We start from the raw sequence: 16,634 nt of genomic DNA, 5'->3' as shown, positions 1-16,634 counted from the left end.
GTCACTAGGTATTTGATTGTTACTATTATTGCTTATCTCTTTTCTCTATGGCGAGTTGTCGGATGGCCGACTCAATGTCACCTCCCAGCTGCTCCGCACGTTGCATTACCTCCAGCTTTTCTCGCTCCTCTGTCGTATAGGTGAGATACTCCTCCATACTCACCTCTGTAGCATAGACGGCACTCTGCATACCTCCCAGCCCGACCCACACCTCTTTGTAGAGTCGGTGAGGATCGTTGTTCTGATTGATTGAGAGGATTTGGCTCTTCTCCTTTTCGGAGAGACCCAGCATCGACTGGATACCATCAAACTTGGTCATGTACTTACGCTGGTCTAGTAGGATCTTACAGTCAGAGTTGTTGATGATACTCTCCTTCACTACGGGTGAAGAGATGATGTCGTCTACCTCCTGCGTCACCACAATAGCCTCTCCGAAATACTTTCTGACCGTCTTGTAGAGATACTTAATGTAGTCCGCCATATTCTCCGAAGCAATCGCCTTCCAGGCCTCCTCGATGAGGATCATCTTGCGGATACCCTTCAGTCGGCGCATCTTATTGATAAAGGCTTCCATGATGATAATGGTCACCACGGGGAAGAGGTCTTTATTGTCCTTCACTTGGTCAATTTCGAAGACGATAAACCGTTTAGAGAGCAGGTCTATGTTCTTATCCGAGTTCAGTAGGAAGTCGTAACGACCACCTTTGTAGTACTGCTTGAGCGTAGTCAGAAGGTTGTTGATATTGAAGTCAGAGAGCGTCACCTTGATATCTCGCTGCTCCATATCCTTACGATAGACATCTCTAAGGTATTCGTAGAAGCTGTTGAAGTTCGGGACGATACTAGCATCTGAGCAGATGAGCTCGATATAGGCATTGACAGCAGAGCCCAGCTCTCCAGCTTCAGTCTTTGTGACCCGCTCATCAGCACTCTTCCAAAGCGTCATCAGTAGGGTGCAGATACTCTCTCGCTTCTCAACATCAAAGAACTTGTCATCCGTATAAAAAGGATTGAAGGAGATAGGATGGTCATGGGTGTAGGTGAAGTAGACTCCATCCTCTCCCTTTGTCTTACGATGGATTAGTTCGCACAACCCTTGATACGAGTTACCCGTATCGACCAAGAGGACATGCGCCCCCTGCTCGTAATATTGTCGTACCATATGGTTCGTAAAGAAACTCTTGCCACTGCCGGAAGGTCCCAAGATAAACTTGTTGCGGTTGGTAATGATTCCTTGCTTCATCGGCAGATCAGATATGTCGAGATGTATCGGCTTACCAGATAATCTGTCTGCCATCTTAATCCCAAAGGGTGAGAGCGAGTCCTTGTAGTTGGTCTCTGCCGTGAAGAAACAGAGAGCCGGCTCAATAAAGGTGTAGAAAGACTCTTCTGCGGGAAAGTCACCTGCATTACCCGGGATAGCCGCCCAATAGAGGGTCGCTGTATCGATGGTGTTATGTCTAGGACGGCACTCCATCAAGGCCAGGGCAGAGCCCACATCATTCTTGACTTGTCGAAGTTCCTCTTCGTCGTCACTCCATGCCAAGACATTAAAGTGAGCTCTAATGGAGGTGAGTCCCTGAGAGTGTGCGGTGTTGAGATACTCCTGTATCCACTCTTCGTTGATTTGATTGCTACGGCTGTAGCGTGCTAGAGAGTGCATATTCCTTGCTTGCTTCTCAAAACGCTGCAAGTTAGCCTCGCTATCTTCAATGAAGAGGTATTGATTATAGATATGGTTGCAGGGGAGCATCAGCCCCACTGGAGAGGCAAAGGAGAGGCGGCAGTCTGAGCGGTCTGTTGATAATCGCTCATAGCGACCATCGGTACTGACCGTAGTGGGTAAATCATCCGTATCCGAGAGCGTATGTAGGCACAGCATATTGTCTCCCACACGTACAAGGTCTGCCCCCAAACGTATATCCTCCAATGTGCCGTGTCTGCTATCTGATAGAGAGAAGTAGCGATCTAATAGAGCAGCTTGCTCCCTAGAGCCAACCAGCTCAGCCTCGCTCATTCGAGCCAGCTTTATCAATTCGGAGTCATTGATAATGCGTTCGAACTGATCCACAGCCTCCATAAACTTCACCATCTCCTCTTCATTGGTAATCTCTTTAGGGAGTAGATGACCTCTACAAAGCGTTGAGAAGCTACTCTGCTGTGCCATACGCTGTCGATTGCTCTTCGTGATAAAGAGGTAGACGGTATGGTTTAGATAGGGTCGCTCATTGAAATGTCTCTCAGAGGCACGAGCGAGAAAGCTCAAAGGCTTTTCCTGACCACGCTTGCAAGTCGTATGGTAGCACTCCTTGATGAACCAATCTTGCTTGTGAACGATCGTGAAGTTGGGTAGCACCTTGATGGCTTTATGCCAAGTAGAGTGCATCGTCTCATACTCTGCGGATGTGACTGTAAAAAGCTCGGGTAGCTCCACTCGAAAAGCAACCGTCACATCAGCATCCTTACTGACAATGCACCCATGCTCGACACTCAGCAAGGGGAACTTTGACTCTAAGGTGGTTATCTTGCTTCTGTTTCTCATCATCTAGAGCTATTGAGTTGGTGAAAAAGCTGATAGACCGAACGGCGGTTCAAGAGATACCTCGGGTGTCTTCTTATAGCTCCTCGCTTCATCAATCCATATTGACCATACTTGCGATTCATGGCGAACGTTTGCCACACCACAACGGTGGCACCCACTACGCCTATGCCCAAGCAGATGATCTGACTGATGCCACAGAGATAGAGAACCACTACAAGGATGAAGATGCCCAGTAATCCTCCTGAAAACAGGAAGAGGTAGTGAGCCTTCAATCCCTTGAACTCCACCGTCCGACCGACTCCTTTATTTACTTCCCAACTAGCCATTAGAGGAAGAAGCTACGCAGGATGGTAGCAGCTACGATGAGGAAGATACAAGCTCCAAACCAGCTTGCAGCTGTCTTGCTCGTATCGGGGTCGCCTGAGCTAAACTTATTGTACACCTTGACACCGCCTATCAAGCCCACCACTGCCCCAATGGCATAGATGAGCTTGGTGGCTGGGTCAAAATAGGAAGTGACCATCTTGGTCGCTTCGTTGATGCCCGCCATACCATTGCCTTGGGCAAAGGCTGTCGCACCTGTCATCATCAGGGTCAGGGCAAGCATCGCTAGGCGTTCCTTGCTAATCATTCGTCTGTTCATTGTCTGTCGTTATATCAAGTTGTTAAAGAATAATCTTGCTGTTCTATTGTAGGTTACAAGTAGTAAGAGAGCGGTTTTTCTTCTACTCCCGCTTCTGCCTCTACTTGGGAAAGTGTGGTTTCCTCTTCTAGCTCTTCAGCTTTCCGTAGGGCTGCAAAGAGATTGCGGTGAGCTTCCTCCACTTGTAGCGTGTACTCTTTGAGTCGATCCATAAGCTCCGTTCCTCGCAAGGTGCGGAGCGTCTGGCACACCTCCTCTTCATTTTCATTAGTCAGTGAATCCTCTTGCTTACTCCATTGGCTAATACGAGATAAATCTCTTGCTAGGATGGCTGTCGGTGAGAGTTCGGGCATCGCCTCGCTGGCAATCTGTAACTCCTCCCGCAGGATGCTCTCCTCATCTAGATCCTCCATCGTGTAGGCGACTTGTATCTCGTTTTCTGCTTCAGGGATAGTTTCGCTTTCCGCTTCTAAAGGATCTGTAGCGTCATCTCTTTGCGTTGACTTATCACGATCTAACTCTGCAAATGTAGCGGGATTATCGTCCGCTTTTTCAGATGAGGAACTCTTAGGAACCGTAGGGAAAGATGAGGAAACAAAAGGCTTGCTCTTGCCGACTAATTCGTCTCTCACGAGCTCCTTACGCTCTTGATTGGAGTCAACCCGTTTCGTCTTCTCTTTCTTGGCTGTAGCCTTTCTTGTAGGGTCTTGCTTAGAGCTGTTCAAGAGTCTCCGCCAATATGTGATGCCAAAGATCACCCACACAATCCCTAATAAGAGCAGTAAGCATCTCAATGTCTCTTCAATCATAGGTCAATAGTCTTATCTCGTCTCCGCTGAGAGGCGATTTGGTTCAATAGCTCCTGGTGCGTTTTCAAGTGATCCAGTATGATGTTCTCAATATAGCTTGTGATGGAGGTCTCTACACGGAGGTCACTCACCACATTCCGAAGTAGCTGTAGCACTTCGGTATGAATGCTGAAGCCAGACTTGTTGCGTCCGTCTCGTACAGATGTCAGAAAACGCTCTTTGTACGCTGCAAACTCTAATGTCAATGAGCAACTCCTAGGAGTAGACTTCTTTTTGGAGTTGTGACGCTGGGATGCTTGAGGAGAGGAGGTCGGAATAGAGGCTGCTGTTTCCTCGGTCTCTGAGACGGCATTACACGCCTCTTCAAGAGTTGGATTCTCTTCAAGCGTTGGCTCCTCATCTAAATCTATCGGCTCATCAAAGTCTGGGATATTCTCTGCGGTACGCTTGGTAACTCCTATATTCGCCATCTCTCTCATCTTAGCTTGGAGCAGTCGCTCTCGCTGTTCTTTAAGTGAGCTCATACGCTTGTACCTTTTTGTAGACCTAGCTTCTGTATCACCTCTTCGACCCATTCATCCACACCTGTCTGAGGACGTAGCGTTGTAGCTGGAGGTAGATAAGAGCAACGAAAGACTCCCTTGACACCCCCTTGAGCTAGCTCACGACTGAAGCGAACGGAGTGGTAGATACGAGCGTCTAGGATCTTCAAGCCCTGCTCTTGGGCATGCTGACTGAACAGTTCGATGACCATAGTGCTGGCACTGCGATTTACTTTGTTCCAAAGCAAAAAGAGATCTTGGATTTGAGACTCTGCAAAGCCTACACCTAGCTCTTGGATTGTCTTGGCATAAGCAAAGCTTGATGCCAAAGATTGCGGATCAGCCTCTATGGGGGAGATGATATAGTCCATCATAATGGATAGCTCCATCATAGCACTGGTAGCTACATGACCTGGGAAGTCGAATATAACGATTTGGGGAGCTATCGGTGCTTTACTCAAGTACTGCTCTGTATTGCTTATCGCCTGCTCTAGATTGCTTCGGATAATCTGGTAAGACTTCTTCCCATATTGGGCAAGTCGCTCGTGGAGTGCCTTCCCTATGTCTGGAGAGGTTCCAATAAGATCTCTGTCACGCTCTCGGAGCTTGAAAAATGACTCCTGCGTGCCATCGCAGTCCACTACGACAAGAGGGATATCCTTCTCGTAGTATAAAATAAACACATAGCGAAAAAGTAAATTTGGGCAAAGCGTAGCGAATTAGCTGATAGAGCGTTCGTTACGCTTTGTTTTTCTATGGGACAGAGCCAACGAAATACCACCTCGAAGCCAAACGGCGCAGAAGTTCAGTTACCACCTCGTTACTCCCGTAACGGGTGCAAATTTCTTGCTAAAAGGTTCTTTTTCTGCGTTTTGCGTTGATTTACATAGCTGTCGGTAACTCACTAAGAACTAATTTTGTAACCAAAAAAAGGAGTGAGTTATGCGAAGTACATTCAAGGTATTATTTTACGTGAAGAAAGGCAGCGAGAAGCCGAACGGCAACCTGCCTCTGATGTGCCGTATCACGGTGGACGGCGAGATTAAACAGTTCAGTTGCAAGATGGACGTTCCCCCACGCTTGTGGGATGTGAAGAACAGCCGTGCTTCGGGCAAGAGCGTCGAAGCGCAGAGAATCAACCTTGCAGTAGATAAAATCCGTGTGGAGGTAAACCGCCGCTATCAAGAGTTAATGCAGACGGACGGTTATGTTACCGCCGCCAAACTCAAAGACGCCTATCTCGGTATCGGCGTCAAGCAGGAAACTTTGCTGAAACTGTTCGAGCAGCACAACGCCGAGTTTGAGAAGAAAGTCGGGCACAGCAGGGCGCAGGGTACATTTACCCGTTATCGGACGGTCTGCAACCATATTCGGGAGTTTTTGCCCCATACCTACAGGCGTGAGGATATTCCGTTAAAGGAACTCAACCTCACGTTCATCAACGATTTCGAGTATTTTCTGCGCACGGAGAAGAAATGCCGCACCAATACCGTGTGGGGCTACATGATTGTGTTGAAACACATCGTTTCCATTGCAAGGAACGACGGGCGTTTGCCGTTCAATCCCTTTGCCGGATATATCAACTCTCCCGAAAGCGTGGATAGGGGCTACCTCACCCAAACGGAGATACAGACGCTCATGGACGCACCGATGAAGAACGCCACCCACGAGCTTGTACGGGACTTGTTCGTCTTTTCTGTTTTCACGGGTTTGGCGTATTCGGACGTGAAGAACCTCACCGTCGACCGCCTGCAAACATTCTTCGACGGCAACCTGTGGATAATCACCCGAAGAAAGAAGACCAACACCGAATCAAACATCCGCCTTTTGGACGTTCCCAAGCGTATCATCGAAAAGTACAAGGGGCTGGCAAGGGACGGTCATGTTTTCCCCGTTCCGAGTAACGGAAGCTGCAACAAGATACTCAAAGATATAGGCAGACAATGCGGCTTCAAGGTACGTTTGACCTACCATGTGGCACGCCACACGAACGCCACGACCGTACTTCTGTCGCACGGCGTACCCATCGAAACGGTGAGCCGCCTTTTGGGACACACGAACATAAAGACCACCCAAATTTACGCCAAAATCACCGCCCAGAAGATAAGCCAAGACATGGAAACCTTGTCGCACAAGTTGGAGGATATGGAGAAGAATATCTGCCGAGCCATTTAATTAAGAACAGAATACCGATGAAAGAAGAAAGGAACATTATCACGATGGACGGGCAGGGCAATATCTCCCTGCCGAGCGATATAGGCGCAACCGCCATGACCGAGCGAGAAATCTGCGAACTGTTCGGGGTTATCGCCCCGACGGTTCGGGCAGGGATAAAGGCACTCTGCAAAAGCGGAGTTTTGAGTATATATGACATAAAGCGCATTATCCGCATATCGGACAGATACAGCGCGGAGGTTTACAACCTCGAAACGATAGCCGCCCTCGCTTTCCGTATCGAATCGTTCGGGGCGGCGAAAGTCCGCAGGGCATTATTAGAGAGGATTATACACGGGCGAAAAGAGAAAACGACGGTATTCGTGTCGGTTGTTTCGGACGGCAAGCCCAACAGCCGTTGGAAAGCATGATGACATATCAACATATCAACATGCAAACATACCAATATATCAGCATACCAACATGCAAACCTATCACTATGGTGATATATATTGCAGGTTCTATTTCTCTTTTCAGAGGAAAGCGGAGCAATCATTTCCGTTTACAAAGGCAAAGCAAGCACGGGGCTTTATGTCGGCTTAAAGGTCAGGCGGCTGCGCCGTTTCCCGATAAATCTTCCTCTCGCTTCGCTGCGAGCGTATTTATTGGGAAAACCTTGTATCCGACCGCCCCGTGCAAAAGAGCCTTTAAAAACGGAAACGACCGCCCCGCCGCCCACCACCGACCGAAAGGGAAAAATAATAAGGTGGGGTTATACGGGTAAGCAGGCGGCAGGGACAGCCACCGCCGAAAGGCAGACGGACGGCACGCCGCAGGGTATTTACGGAGAAAATACCGTAGCTTATTAGGGAATTTTCCGAGCCGCAATACTACGTATCGCTGAAAATTCCCCAATAAGGCAAGGGGCAAGCCCCTCTGCACACCCCATCGGGAACGGCATTTGCCGCCCCCGAAGATACCAAAAATCATTGTTTCACAAGCCAAAAAAGAAAGGAAGAATATATGGGTTTCGTAGTTTTACACATGGAAAAGGCACACGGCAGCGACAGCGGAACGACCGCACATATCGAGCGTTTCATCATACCGAAGAACGCCGACCCCACACGCACGCACCTAAACCGCAGACTCATCGAATACCCCGACGGGGTGAAAGACCGTTCGGCGGCAGTTCAGAGAAGACTGGAAGAAGCGGGGCTGACACGTAAAATCGGAAGCAACCAAGTACGGGCAATCCGAATCAACGTGTCGGGAACGCACGAGGACATGAAGCGGATAGAGGAAGAGGGGCGTTTGGACGAGTGGTGCGCCGACAATCTGAAATACTTCGCCGACACGTTCGGAAAGGAGAACATCGTGGCGGCTCACCTGCACAGGGACGAGGAAACGCCGCACATGCACGTCACGCTCGTCCCCATCGTCAAGGGAGAGCGAAAGCGCAGGAAAAGGGAGGAACAGACGAAGAAGCGATACCGCAAGAAGCCGACCGACACCGTGAGGCTGTGCGCAGACGATATTATGACACGGCTGAAATTGAAGTCCTACCAAGATACCTATGCCGAAGCTATGGCGAAATACGGGCTGCAAAGGGGCATAGACGGCTCGAAGGCTCGCCACAAGTCCACGCAGCAGTATTATCGGGATATACAGAAACTCTCCGACGACCTCAAAGCGGAAGTGGTGGATTTGCAGCAGCAGAAAGAAACGACACGGGAAGAACTAAGACGGGCGAAAAAAGAAATACAGACCGAGAAGCTGAAAGGGGCGGCAACCACCGCAGCCGCCAACATCGCCGAGAGTGTCGGTTCTCTTTTCGGCAGCAACAAGGTCAAGACGCTGGAAAGGGAAAACACCGCCCTGCATAGGGAGGTAGCCGACCACGAGGAAACCATCGAAGCCCTGCAAGATAGGATACAGACCATGCAGGCAGACCACAGCCGACAGATGGCGGAAATAGAACGGAAGCACCGCAGGGAGATAGCGGACAAGGAAACGAAGCACAAGGAGGAAATATCTTTCTTGAAAACGGTAATCGCAAAGGCGGCGGCATGGTTTCCCTATTTCCGTGAAATGCTCCGTATCGAAAACCTCTGCCGCCTTATTGGGTTCGATGAAAGACAGACCGCAACGCTCGTCAAGGGAAAGCCGTTGGAGTATGCAGGGGAACTCTATTCGGAGGAACACGGACGGAAATTCACGACCGAAAGGGCAGGTTTCCAAGTGCTGAAAGACCCCACGGACGGGACTAAATTGGTTCTTTCCATCAACCGAAAGCCCATTGCCGAGTGGTTCAAGGAACAGTTCGAGAAGTTAAGGCAAAACATACGCCGACCTATACAACCGCAAAGGAAAGGCAGAGGGATTTAAGTTATAACATACGACAATATGCCCATCTTAAATTGTTCTGATAATTAAAGATGGGCGTACACTTCACTCCCGACAAATGCGTTCTCTAATTTTTCCCCATGCAGGTGTATGCGACAAGCAGCTATCCTGTATCGTATGATACATCTCCCGAAAGCGCGACATCGGTATAGTAAAACTTAATATATTCTCATGGATATAGCGACGCACGGAGGGGTCGAACAGTCCGATAAATGTACGTTTCCCGTTTTTGCTGTTTTCCAATGCTGCTTCTGAAAAAATAGAAGAACATCCCGAACCGAACTTTGCAGTAATCGCGTCATCAGAATTGTTATCGTAAAATGTCCATGAAGCAAGTCCTGAAAGCATATCGGGGGTAGCCAAAAAGAAAATACCCACCACATTATTGAAGTTTTCGAGTTCGGCTATGGGTGCAATGTTCAAATATCGCATTGTAGTCATCCGTAGATTTGCCTTTTCTACGAAATCAAGAACCAGTTCCGGAGATTTCTTATATTTTTCTTTGCTTGAAACAAACATAGGCATCTTTTCATTCATGGTCGAAAAACCGGTATAGAACTTACCACCCATACACCCGATTCTGTCGGCACTCAAAGAGATCGATTCACCAGCAATCAGTCTTTCAAACTCCTTAAAAAAACAACCGTTGATTTTTTTCAAATCATCATTAATCCGTTCATCTGAATACCAAAAGGCAAAGGGTAATTGCACCTTTTCTCCGAAAGCCTTTTGGATATTTTCTATAAAAACACTTATTTCCATTTGGTTACTAATTGCATTATTTATATATTTGTCATGACAAATATAGCTATTTATTTGCTATGACAAATATAGCTATTTATTTGCTATGACAAATATATTTTTCAGCTTTTAACAAAAAAATAATATGGATATAGATAAAATGCTAAATCACAAAATAGCCAAACTTTCGGGTATAATCAAACGTCAAATATATCAAATCATATCAGAAGAGGGGCTGGACATAACACCGGAACAGTGGGTTATCTTAGTCTATTTATGGGAAAACGATGGTCAGACCATTGGTGATTTAGTCACGCAGTCGCAAAAAGACTTTGCAAATGTTACGAGAATAGTTGAAAAATTATCCAAAAACGGATATATTATCAAGCGGAAAAATCATAAAGATAGACGGAGTGTTCTTTTATATTGCACCGATAAGGTAAGAACAATTATGCCGCATATAAATAAATGTCAAATGCTATCTCTAAATATCTCATTAAAAGACATATCACAAGAAGAACAAGATACATTTCTTCATATCTTAAACAAGATTGAAAAGAACTGTGTCAATTATTTGAACCAAACCAAGTAAAATTATCGTGCCAATTGACAGATTGCATATAACACCGCAATTTCCGTCCGTTGTGCAGTCGCAAACAACAGAAAACATGGAAAGCATAAAGCAACGGTTGTGTCCGGGATAAAAAGTGCCGTTGAAAGTCCGTTCTTTCGGAAAAAGAGATTATATTTGCAAATGAAAGGGTTATTTGACAGCATAGCACCGCAAACCGCTGAAAATCGAACGGTTGCCAATTCGTTACTATTATTTCTCAAATGCTCCGCTAAATGTTTATTTCTCAAATGGTTGTGTCAAACCGCTGAAAATCTAAAATAGATGCTAGCACTTCGGCTAGCGTACTCTTACCGACTCCTCCCTTTTGTGAAGCGAAGCCTAAGTAGAGCGGGCGGCTGTTTGTGTCCATATTGTTCTTTGGTTACTACTTATGTTATAAGCCTATGGGGCGATTGTTTCACTCTAAACCTGACTCAAGAGTTAGGTCTTGACTCAACTCAAAATTGACTCAGCTCAAGAGTAAGGTCTTGACTCAGCTCAAAATTGACTTAGCTCAAGAGTTAGGTCTTGACTTAACTCAAAATTGACTTAGTTCAAGAGCTAGGTCTTGACTTAACTCAAAATTGACTTAGCTCAAGAGTTAGGTTTTGACTCAACTCAAGACTGAGTTTGGTTGCAAAATAACTAGCTCTTAACCTAAGTCTCAACCTCCAGTGAAGTATGAGGAAAAGGAGTGAAATCATAGGAATGTCGTTTATAGTGAATTAGTTACAAGGTCGCTGTAACTTTGCAGACAGATAGAAGTCGTGGAGCTTTTCTCCCCGAAGTAGACACCCCCGTGGGGTGGATACTTCATCGTATCACTTCTTGATATTGGCAAGGTGTGTCTTTGTAACACAAACCGCAGTTTGTACCACAAAGACCCTTGCCCCAAAGGGGAGATGAATTACTCCAAAGTCGTAATTAGAAAACAAATAGATATGGATAAGAAAGAGGAGCATCGTTCTGAACGAAAAGCGGCAGAAAAACCTCGCTGGGATAACTGGCACGTACGCTTGCCTGACCCGAAAGACCAGCAACGGGCGATTGACTTGTTCCATAAATCAGGTGCGGAAACGAAGTCCGACTTCGTGCGGGCAAGGATATTGGGAGAGCATTTCAAGGTGATAACGGTAGATAAGTCTGCCGTGGAGTACTATCGTAAGCTATCCGAATTGACTGCCCAGATACATAAGATAGGCGTGCTGTATAACCAAGCTGTACGAGCCATCAACAGCTATCATAGCGTGAAGACTGCTCAGATACTGCTTGAGAAGCTGGAGCAACTATCAGCTCAGATTATTGCTTTGCAGGAGCAGGCTATCTCTCTGACCATTGATTACCGCAAGTAATGATTGCCAAGATTTCAGCAACGGAGAACCTCGGGGGTGCACTCGGCTACAACTTCAAGAAGGTGAATAAGAAGGAAGCAACACTTCTGCTGGCACATGGCTTGTACCAAAACAGAGCGGGCGAATATACGATGTCGGAGGTACTTGCAGATATGCAGGCATTGATACCCGAAAAGTGTCGAACAAAGAAAACGGTCTTCCATTGCTCGCTCAATCCCCATCCAGACGAGAAGCTGTCCGATGAAACGCTCTCGCAGATAGCTAAGGAGTATATGGAGGCTCTGGGCTATGGCAAGCAACCTTACATTGTGTTCAAGCACAATGATATCGCCCGTGAGCATATCCATATCGTATCGCTAAGGGTAGATGGTGATGGTCGAAAGATCAATGACAAGTTTGAAGGCAGACGAAGCAAGAAAATTACGGATGCGCTGGAGAAGAAGTACCATCTAATTCCCAGCACAGAGATTACAGATAAATCGCTACAAGAGCTCTCAAAGGTGGATATGGCAAAAGGAAATATCAAAGAGCAGGTAGCATCTATAGCTCGTTCTGTTCTGAAGCATTACCGCTTCTGCTCGCTGGGAGAACTCAATGCCATTCTTTCCCACTACAATCTTGCCGTGGAAGAAGTTAAAACAGAGTTTCGAGGGAAGAAGTACGATGGACTGGTCTATGTACCGACTGATGATAAAGGCGATAAGGTAAGTACACCCATCCATGCCTCGGAGATCGGTCGTGGTGTGGGCTATACAGCCGTGCAGAATAGGATGCAACAATCTAAGCAAGCTATCAAGCCACTGATACCAGCCGTAAGGGAGAAAGTCTTACAAGTAATGCGTACTTCTCCCCAGACAGAGGAAGCGCTGCGACAACGATTGGAGGAGCAAGGTTTGCGAATGGTTATCCGAAAGAGTGAGAGCGGGCGTATCTATGGTATTACGTTCATAGACGATGCGAATGGCATTGCACTCAATGGCTCCCGACTAGGCAAGGGGTACTCGGCCAATACATTTAATGCCTACCTCTCCAACCCGACCTACAATCCATTTATGGATGAAACATTGTATGGTATTTCTTCTTCTCAATTGAAAGAAGAAGTTCCAACTATTCAACCGTTACAGTCAGATGCGGACGAGGGAGACAGCCTTGTTGATGAACTGGTAGATGATCTTGTCGGTGACCTTCCACTCGGTAGTAGCAATGATGATTGGAAAGAGGCGGCTTGGCAACGGAAACTTCGCAGGCAGAATCGCCCATATATTAAAGGAGTAAAGAGATGAGTGATGTTGTCAAATTAAAATAAACAGATAGCTAAAAAGTAAATTTGAGAAAAGCGTAGCGATTCAACTGAAAGAGTGGTCGTTACGCTTTTGCTTTTGATGTGGAAAAGGTCGTTTGCAGACATCCAAAAGCCACACAACGCAAGAGTTCAGTTACCACATCATTACTGCCGTAATGTGTGAACTTCCAGAATAAGCATCTGTTTTTCTGCGATTTGCGTAATTTTGCGTAGCTGTTGGTAACTCACGGTAAACTAATTTTGTCACCAAAAAAGAAGTGAGTTATGCGAAGTACATTCAAGGTCTTATTCTACGTGAAGAAAGGCAGTGCAAAGCCCAACGGCAACCTGCCACTGATGTGCCGCCTTACGGTGGACGGAGAGATTAAGCAGTTCAGTTGCAAAATGGAAGTTCCACCCCATTTGTGGGATGTGAAGAACAACCGTGCTTCGGGCAAGAGTGCCGAAGCGCAGAGAATCAACCGTGCGGTTGACAAGATTCGGGTGGAGGTGAACCGCCGCTACCAAGAACTGATGCAGACAGACGGATATGTGACCGCTGCCAAACTGAAAGATGCCTATCTCGGTATCGGTATCAAGCAGGAAACCTTGCTGAAACTCTTTGAGCAGCACAATGCGGAGTTTGCAAAGAAAGTCGGACACAGCCGTGCCAAAGGAACATTCCAACGGTACATAACCGTCTGCAAGCATATTCGGGAGTTCCTGCCCCATACATACAAGCGTGAGGATATTCCCCTCAAAGAGTTAAACCTCACGTTCATCAACGACTTCGAGTATTTCCTGCGCACGGTGAAGAAATGCCGCACTAATACCATTTGGGGCTATATGATTGTGTTGAAGCACATCATTTCCATAGCGAGAAATGACGGTCGTCTGCCGTTCAATCCCTTTGCAGGGTATATCAACTCTCCCGAAAGCGTGGACAGGGGGTATATCACGAAAGAGGAGATACACACCATGATGAATACCGAGATGCCCGACAAGACCCACGAGCTTGTGAGGGACCTGTTTCTGTTTTCGGTGTTCACGGGGTTGGCATATTCCGATGTCAAGAACCTCACCACCGACAACCTGCAAACTTTCTTTGACGGTAACTTATGGATTATCACCCGAAGAAAGAAGACCAACACCGAATCGAATATCCGTCTGTTGGACGTTCCCCGAAAGATTATAGAGAAGTATAAGGGGATGGCAAAGGACAATAAGGTTTTCCCCATGCCAAGTAATACGACCTGCAACAAAAAGCTGAAAGCCATAGCCGATTTGTGCGGTATAAAGACACATTTAACATATCATGTCGCAAGACATTCGGCAGCAACTACCATACTGTTATCCAACGGAGTACCCATTGAAACCGTCAGCCGCCTGTTGGGGCATACCAACATAAAGACCACTCAAATCTACGCGAAGATAACCGCCCAAAAGATAAGTCAGGACTTGGAACTGTTGTCCGACAAGTTGGGGGATATGGAGAAAAGCATTTGCAGTGCCATTTGATAACCCATAAAGAAGAATACAGATGAAAGAGAAACGAAGCATCATCACGATGGACGGACAGGGCAACATCGCCCTGCCGACCGATACAGTCTCCATTGCCATGACCGAGTGGGAACTCTGCGAGTTGTTCGGGGTTATCGCCCCAACAATCCGAGCAGGGATAAAGGCTCTTTGTAAAAGCGGTGTTTTGAGGGAATATGAGACAAAGCATACCATCAAACTGTCGGACAAACGCAGCATGGAGGTTTACAGTCTTGAAGCCATCATCGCCCTTGCTTTCCGCATCAACACATTCGGAGCGGAACAGGTTCGCAGAGCCATACTTGAAAGACTGTACTTGCGAAAAGAAAAAACAGGCATCTTCTTTTCGCTGAACATCACTGATACGGCAAATCCGAAATACTTTGCATAGGCGTATTGCCATTCACACATACTCACGCACCCGAAGAAGCATCTGTTTTCAGCTCTGTTTCTTCGGATTTTTTGTTTTTACAGCCCCGAACAGCCCCGAAGTATTTTTTGCTGCGTTCTGCTGTGATTTGCGTATCAACTTATCCGACAGTTGATTATACTTTTGTAGCTGACATTTTTTCAAACTTAAATCATTGGAATATGGAAGCAAACAAAGTAAATGACAGCCACCGACCGCCCACAGATGGCGGCATGGCAAAGGAAGAGTTTATCCGTGTCGGCACAACGCTCTACAAGATTGTGGAGCAGCCAAGACTGAACGGAGGGTATGTAAGGAAGCGCATCGCATGGAACAACGAGACCCTGCGCCAAGACTATGGCAAGGACTACATCGGCAGCGTACCCAAGTATGACGGCTTCTGCACCGTACCCGAACACGTCAGCTATCAGCCTGTAATCGGCAAGTTCCTTAACCTCTACGAGCCGATACCCCACCAACCGCAAGAGGGTGATTTCCCCTCTGTCCGCTCATTGGTGGAACATATCTTCGGGGAGCAATACGAGTTGGGAATGGACTATCTTCAACTGCTCTACCTGCAACCCATTCAGAAGTTGCCCATCCTGCTGTTGGTGTCGGAGGAGCGCAACACAGGCAAAAGTACATTCCTCAATTTTCTGAAAGCCCTGTTTCAGAATAACGTGACATTCAACACCAACGAGGATTTCCGCAGCCAGTTCAATTCCGACTGGGCTGGGAAACTCCTTATCGTGGTGGACGAAGTATTGCTGAGCCGCCGGGAGGACAGCGAGCGGTTGAAGAACCTGAGCACGGCACTATCCTACAAGGTGGAAGCCAAAGGCAAAGACCGTGACGAAATTGCGTTCTTCGCCAAATTCGTGCTGTGTTCAAACAACGAGTACCTGCCTGTCATCATTGATGCAGGTGAAACCCGTTATTGGGTGCGCAAGATAGACCGCTTGCAGTCGGATGATACCGACTTCCTGCAAAAACTGAAAGCGGAGATACCTGCTTTTCTCCACCATTTACAGCATAGGCAGCTATCCACCGAAAAGAAAAGCCGTATGTGGTTCACGCCCTCACTACTGCATACCGAAGCCTTGCAGAAGATTATCCGCAGCAACCGCAACAGATTGGAGATAGAGATGCACGAGCTTATCCTTGACATTATGGAAAGTGTAGGCACGGACACTTTCTCTTTTGACTGCAACGATATTTTTCTTTTGTTGCGGTATTCACAGGCAAAAGTGGAGAAACATCAAGTACGCAGGGTATTGAAAGAGTGTTGGAAACTTAATCCTGCACCCAACACGCTTACCTATACCACCTATCAGTTGGACTATACCCGTGACTGTCACTATTCGCCCATGCGGAAGACAGGACGGTTCTACACCGTGACAAAATCGTTTTTGGAAACACTATGATTATTTTGATGAAATGATGAATAAGTATATAAATATATTGAAATATAGATATTTACATTCTCATCAAACATTCATCAAAAGTATCTCACTGATGAAAGGAGAAAACAGGACGGACAGACCATGCCCGACACCGTAAACGATGAATTTCTCTTTTCGTGAGTGGTTTGATGAATAAATGATG

Annotated in this window: 17 protein-coding genes and 1 pseudogene; 10 read left to right on the top strand and 8 right to left on the bottom strand. The window is 46.8% G+C overall.

Translation table 11 applies throughout. The features are described from left to right. Positions 1–25: 25 nt before the first annotated feature. The 6 genes from MWL85_RS07765 to MWL85_RS07740 form a co-directional block, all read right to left on the bottom strand. Complete coding sequence (locus MWL85_RS07765; protein ID WP_244401869.1) at positions 26–2,542, bottom strand: TraG family conjugative transposon ATPase; 2,517 nt, start codon at positions 2,540–2,542, stop codon at positions 26–28. Beyond that, positions 2,542–2,868, bottom strand: a complete 327-nt coding sequence (locus MWL85_RS07760; protein WP_244400283.1) for a DUF4133 domain-containing protein — start codon at positions 2,866–2,868, stop codon at positions 2,542–2,544. Before MWL85_RS07760 ends, MWL85_RS07765 begins: the two co-directional genes overlap by 1 nt. Next, positions 2,868–3,173, bottom strand: coding sequence for a DUF4134 domain-containing protein (locus MWL85_RS07755; RefSeq protein ID WP_004330933.1), 306 nt, complete (start codon positions 3,171–3,173; stop codon positions 2,868–2,870). The genes MWL85_RS07760 and MWL85_RS07755 overlap by 1 nt, the downstream gene beginning before the upstream one ends. Positions 3,174–3,238: 65 nt before the next feature. Beyond that, positions 3,239–3,994 (bottom strand): hypothetical protein, encoded by a 756-nt coding sequence (locus tag MWL85_RS07750; RefSeq protein WP_244400282.1) that lies wholly within the window; start codon positions 3,992–3,994, stop codon positions 3,239–3,241. Next, the gene (locus tag MWL85_RS07745) at positions 3,991–4,518 is read right to left on the bottom strand and encodes a DUF3408 domain-containing protein (protein ID WP_244400281.1); all 528 of its coding nucleotides are present in this window, start codon (positions 4,516–4,518) and stop codon (positions 3,991–3,993) included. The genes MWL85_RS07750 and MWL85_RS07745 overlap by 4 nt, the downstream gene beginning before the upstream one ends. Further along, positions 4,515–5,219, bottom strand: coding sequence for a P-loop NTPase family protein (locus tag MWL85_RS07740; RefSeq protein ID WP_244400280.1), 705 nt, complete (start codon positions 5,217–5,219; stop codon positions 4,515–4,517). The genes MWL85_RS07745 and MWL85_RS07740 overlap by 4 nt, the downstream gene beginning before the upstream one ends. A 259-nt stretch (positions 5,220–5,478) precedes the next feature. Here MWL85_RS07740 and MWL85_RS07735 point away from each other — a divergent pair, with 259 nt between their 5' ends. From MWL85_RS07735 to mobV, 4 genes are all read left to right on the top strand, one after another. Further along, a complete protein-coding gene (locus MWL85_RS07735; protein ID WP_244400279.1) occupies positions 5,479–6,711 on the top strand; it encodes a site-specific integrase in 1,233 nt (410 codons plus the stop codon). Positions 6,712–6,728: 17 nt separating this feature from the next. After that, a complete protein-coding gene (locus tag MWL85_RS07730) occupies positions 6,729–7,121 on the top strand; it encodes a hypothetical protein (protein WP_005797051.1) in 393 nt (130 codons plus the stop codon). After that, positions 7,118–7,474 carry a hypothetical protein gene (locus tag MWL85_RS07725; protein WP_117693461.1) on the top strand — a complete coding sequence of 119 codons (357 nt, stop codon included), beginning with the start codon at positions 7,118–7,120 and terminating at the stop codon, positions 7,472–7,474. Before MWL85_RS07730 ends, MWL85_RS07725 begins: the two co-directional genes overlap by 4 nt. A gap of 239 nt (positions 7,475–7,713) precedes the next feature. Then, positions 7,714–9,075: a MobV family relaxase gene (gene mobV / locus MWL85_RS07720; RefSeq protein WP_008779250.1), complete on the top strand. Its 1,362-nt coding sequence runs from the start codon at positions 7,714–7,716 to the stop codon at positions 9,073–9,075. A 63-nt stretch (positions 9,076–9,138) separates the two neighbouring features. Here the strand turns inward: mobV and MWL85_RS07715 are convergent, their stop codons facing one another. Further along, positions 9,139–9,855 (bottom strand): DUF169 domain-containing protein, encoded by a 717-nt coding sequence (locus MWL85_RS07715; protein ID WP_008779249.1) that lies wholly within the window; start codon positions 9,853–9,855, stop codon positions 9,139–9,141. Between the two features lie 124 nt (positions 9,856–9,979). Between MWL85_RS07715 and MWL85_RS07710 the strand changes: the two genes are divergently transcribed. Continuing rightward, a complete protein-coding gene (locus MWL85_RS07710) occupies positions 9,980–10,426 on the top strand; it encodes a MarR family winged helix-turn-helix transcriptional regulator (RefSeq protein WP_008779248.1) in 447 nt (148 codons plus the stop codon). 283 nt (positions 10,427–10,709) lie between these two features. On the opposite strand, the pseudogene MWL85_RS07705 reads toward MWL85_RS07710, so the two are convergent. Next, positions 10,710–10,817 (bottom strand): annotated as a pseudogene (locus MWL85_RS07705) (ParA family protein); the annotation flags it as partial. 571 nt (positions 10,818–11,388) lie between these two features. Between MWL85_RS07705 and MWL85_RS07700 the strand changes: the two are divergent. The 5 genes from MWL85_RS07700 (at position 11,389) to MWL85_RS07680 (ending at position 16,453) form a co-directional block, all read left to right on the top strand. After that, entirely contained in the window at positions 11,389–11,799 is a 411-nt protein-coding gene (locus MWL85_RS07700; protein WP_211635201.1) for a plasmid mobilization protein, read from the top strand. Further along, the gene (gene mobB / locus MWL85_RS07695; RefSeq protein ID WP_244400278.1) at positions 11,799–13,082 is read left to right on the top strand and encodes a conjugal transfer protein MobB; all 1,284 of its coding nucleotides are present in this window, start codon (positions 11,799–11,801) and stop codon (positions 13,080–13,082) included. The genes MWL85_RS07700 and mobB overlap by 1 nt, the downstream gene beginning before the upstream one ends. 284 nt (positions 13,083–13,366) lie before the next feature. Beyond that, entirely contained in the window at positions 13,367–14,599 is a 1,233-nt protein-coding gene (locus tag MWL85_RS07690) for a site-specific integrase (RefSeq protein ID WP_048927172.1), read from the top strand. 22 nt (positions 14,600–14,621) lie between these two features. Beyond that, positions 14,622–15,011, top strand: a complete 390-nt coding sequence (locus tag MWL85_RS07685) for a virulence RhuM family protein (RefSeq protein WP_048927171.1) — start codon at positions 14,622–14,624, stop codon at positions 15,009–15,011. 200 nt (positions 15,012–15,211) lie between these two features. Beyond that, positions 15,212–16,453, top strand: a complete 1,242-nt coding sequence (locus MWL85_RS07680; protein WP_054350315.1) for a primase-helicase family protein — start codon at positions 15,212–15,214, stop codon at positions 16,451–16,453. Positions 16,454–16,634: the final 181 nt, after the last annotated feature.

This window comes from Porphyromonas somerae, from assembly GCF_022845615.1.
Lineage (GTDB): Bacteria > Bacteroidota > Bacteroidia > Bacteroidales > Porphyromonadaceae > Porphyromonas_A > Porphyromonas_A somerae.
The sequence above is the reverse complement of the archived record's forward strand: the minus strand, read 5'-3'. Positions and strand labels throughout refer to the sequence as shown.

Excerpts from the sequence above, each read along its gene's own strand:
- MWL85_RS07685 (WP_048927171.1), top strand. The coding sequence starts at position 14,622 with ATGAAAGAGAAACGAAGCATCATCACGATGGACGGACAGGGCAACATC.
- mobB (WP_244400278.1), top strand. The coding sequence starts at position 11,799 with ATGATTGCCAAGATTTCAGCAACGGAGAACCTCGGGGGTGCACTCGGC.
- MWL85_RS07760 (WP_244400283.1), bottom strand. The coding sequence starts at position 2,868 with ATGGCTAGTTGGGAAGTAAATAAAGGAGTCGGTCGGACGGTGGAGTTC.
- MWL85_RS07715 (WP_008779249.1), bottom strand. The coding sequence starts at position 9,855 with ATGGAAATAAGTGTTTTTATAGAAAATATCCAAAAGGCTTTCGGAGAA.
- MWL85_RS07745 (WP_244400281.1), bottom strand. The coding sequence starts at position 4,518 with ATGAGCTCACTTAAAGAACAGCGAGAGCGACTGCTCCAAGCTAAGATG.
- mobV (WP_008779250.1), top strand. The coding sequence starts at position 7,714 with ATGGGTTTCGTAGTTTTACACATGGAAAAGGCACACGGCAGCGACAGC.
- MWL85_RS07750 (WP_244400282.1), bottom strand. The coding sequence starts at position 3,994 with ATGATTGAAGAGACATTGAGATGCTTACTGCTCTTATTAGGGATTGTG.
- MWL85_RS07765 (WP_244401869.1), bottom strand. The coding sequence starts at position 2,542 with ATGAGAAACAGAAGCAAGATAACCACCTTAGAGTCAAAGTTCCCCTTG.
- MWL85_RS07755 (WP_004330933.1), bottom strand. The coding sequence starts at position 3,173 with ATGATTAGCAAGGAACGCCTAGCGATGCTTGCCCTGACCCTGATGATG.
- MWL85_RS07700 (WP_211635201.1), top strand. The coding sequence starts at position 11,389 with ATGGATAAGAAAGAGGAGCATCGTTCTGAACGAAAAGCGGCAGAAAAA.
- MWL85_RS07710 (WP_008779248.1), top strand. The coding sequence starts at position 9,980 with ATGGATATAGATAAAATGCTAAATCACAAAATAGCCAAACTTTCGGGT.
- MWL85_RS07725 (WP_117693461.1), top strand. The coding sequence starts at position 7,118 with ATGATGACATATCAACATATCAACATGCAAACATACCAATATATCAGC.
- MWL85_RS07730 (WP_005797051.1), top strand. The coding sequence starts at position 6,729 with ATGAAAGAAGAAAGGAACATTATCACGATGGACGGGCAGGGCAATATC.
- MWL85_RS07680 (WP_054350315.1), top strand. The coding sequence starts at position 15,212 with ATGGAAGCAAACAAAGTAAATGACAGCCACCGACCGCCCACAGATGGC.
- MWL85_RS07690 (WP_048927172.1), top strand. The coding sequence starts at position 13,367 with ATGCGAAGTACATTCAAGGTCTTATTCTACGTGAAGAAAGGCAGTGCA.
- MWL85_RS07735 (WP_244400279.1), top strand. The coding sequence starts at position 5,479 with ATGCGAAGTACATTCAAGGTATTATTTTACGTGAAGAAAGGCAGCGAG.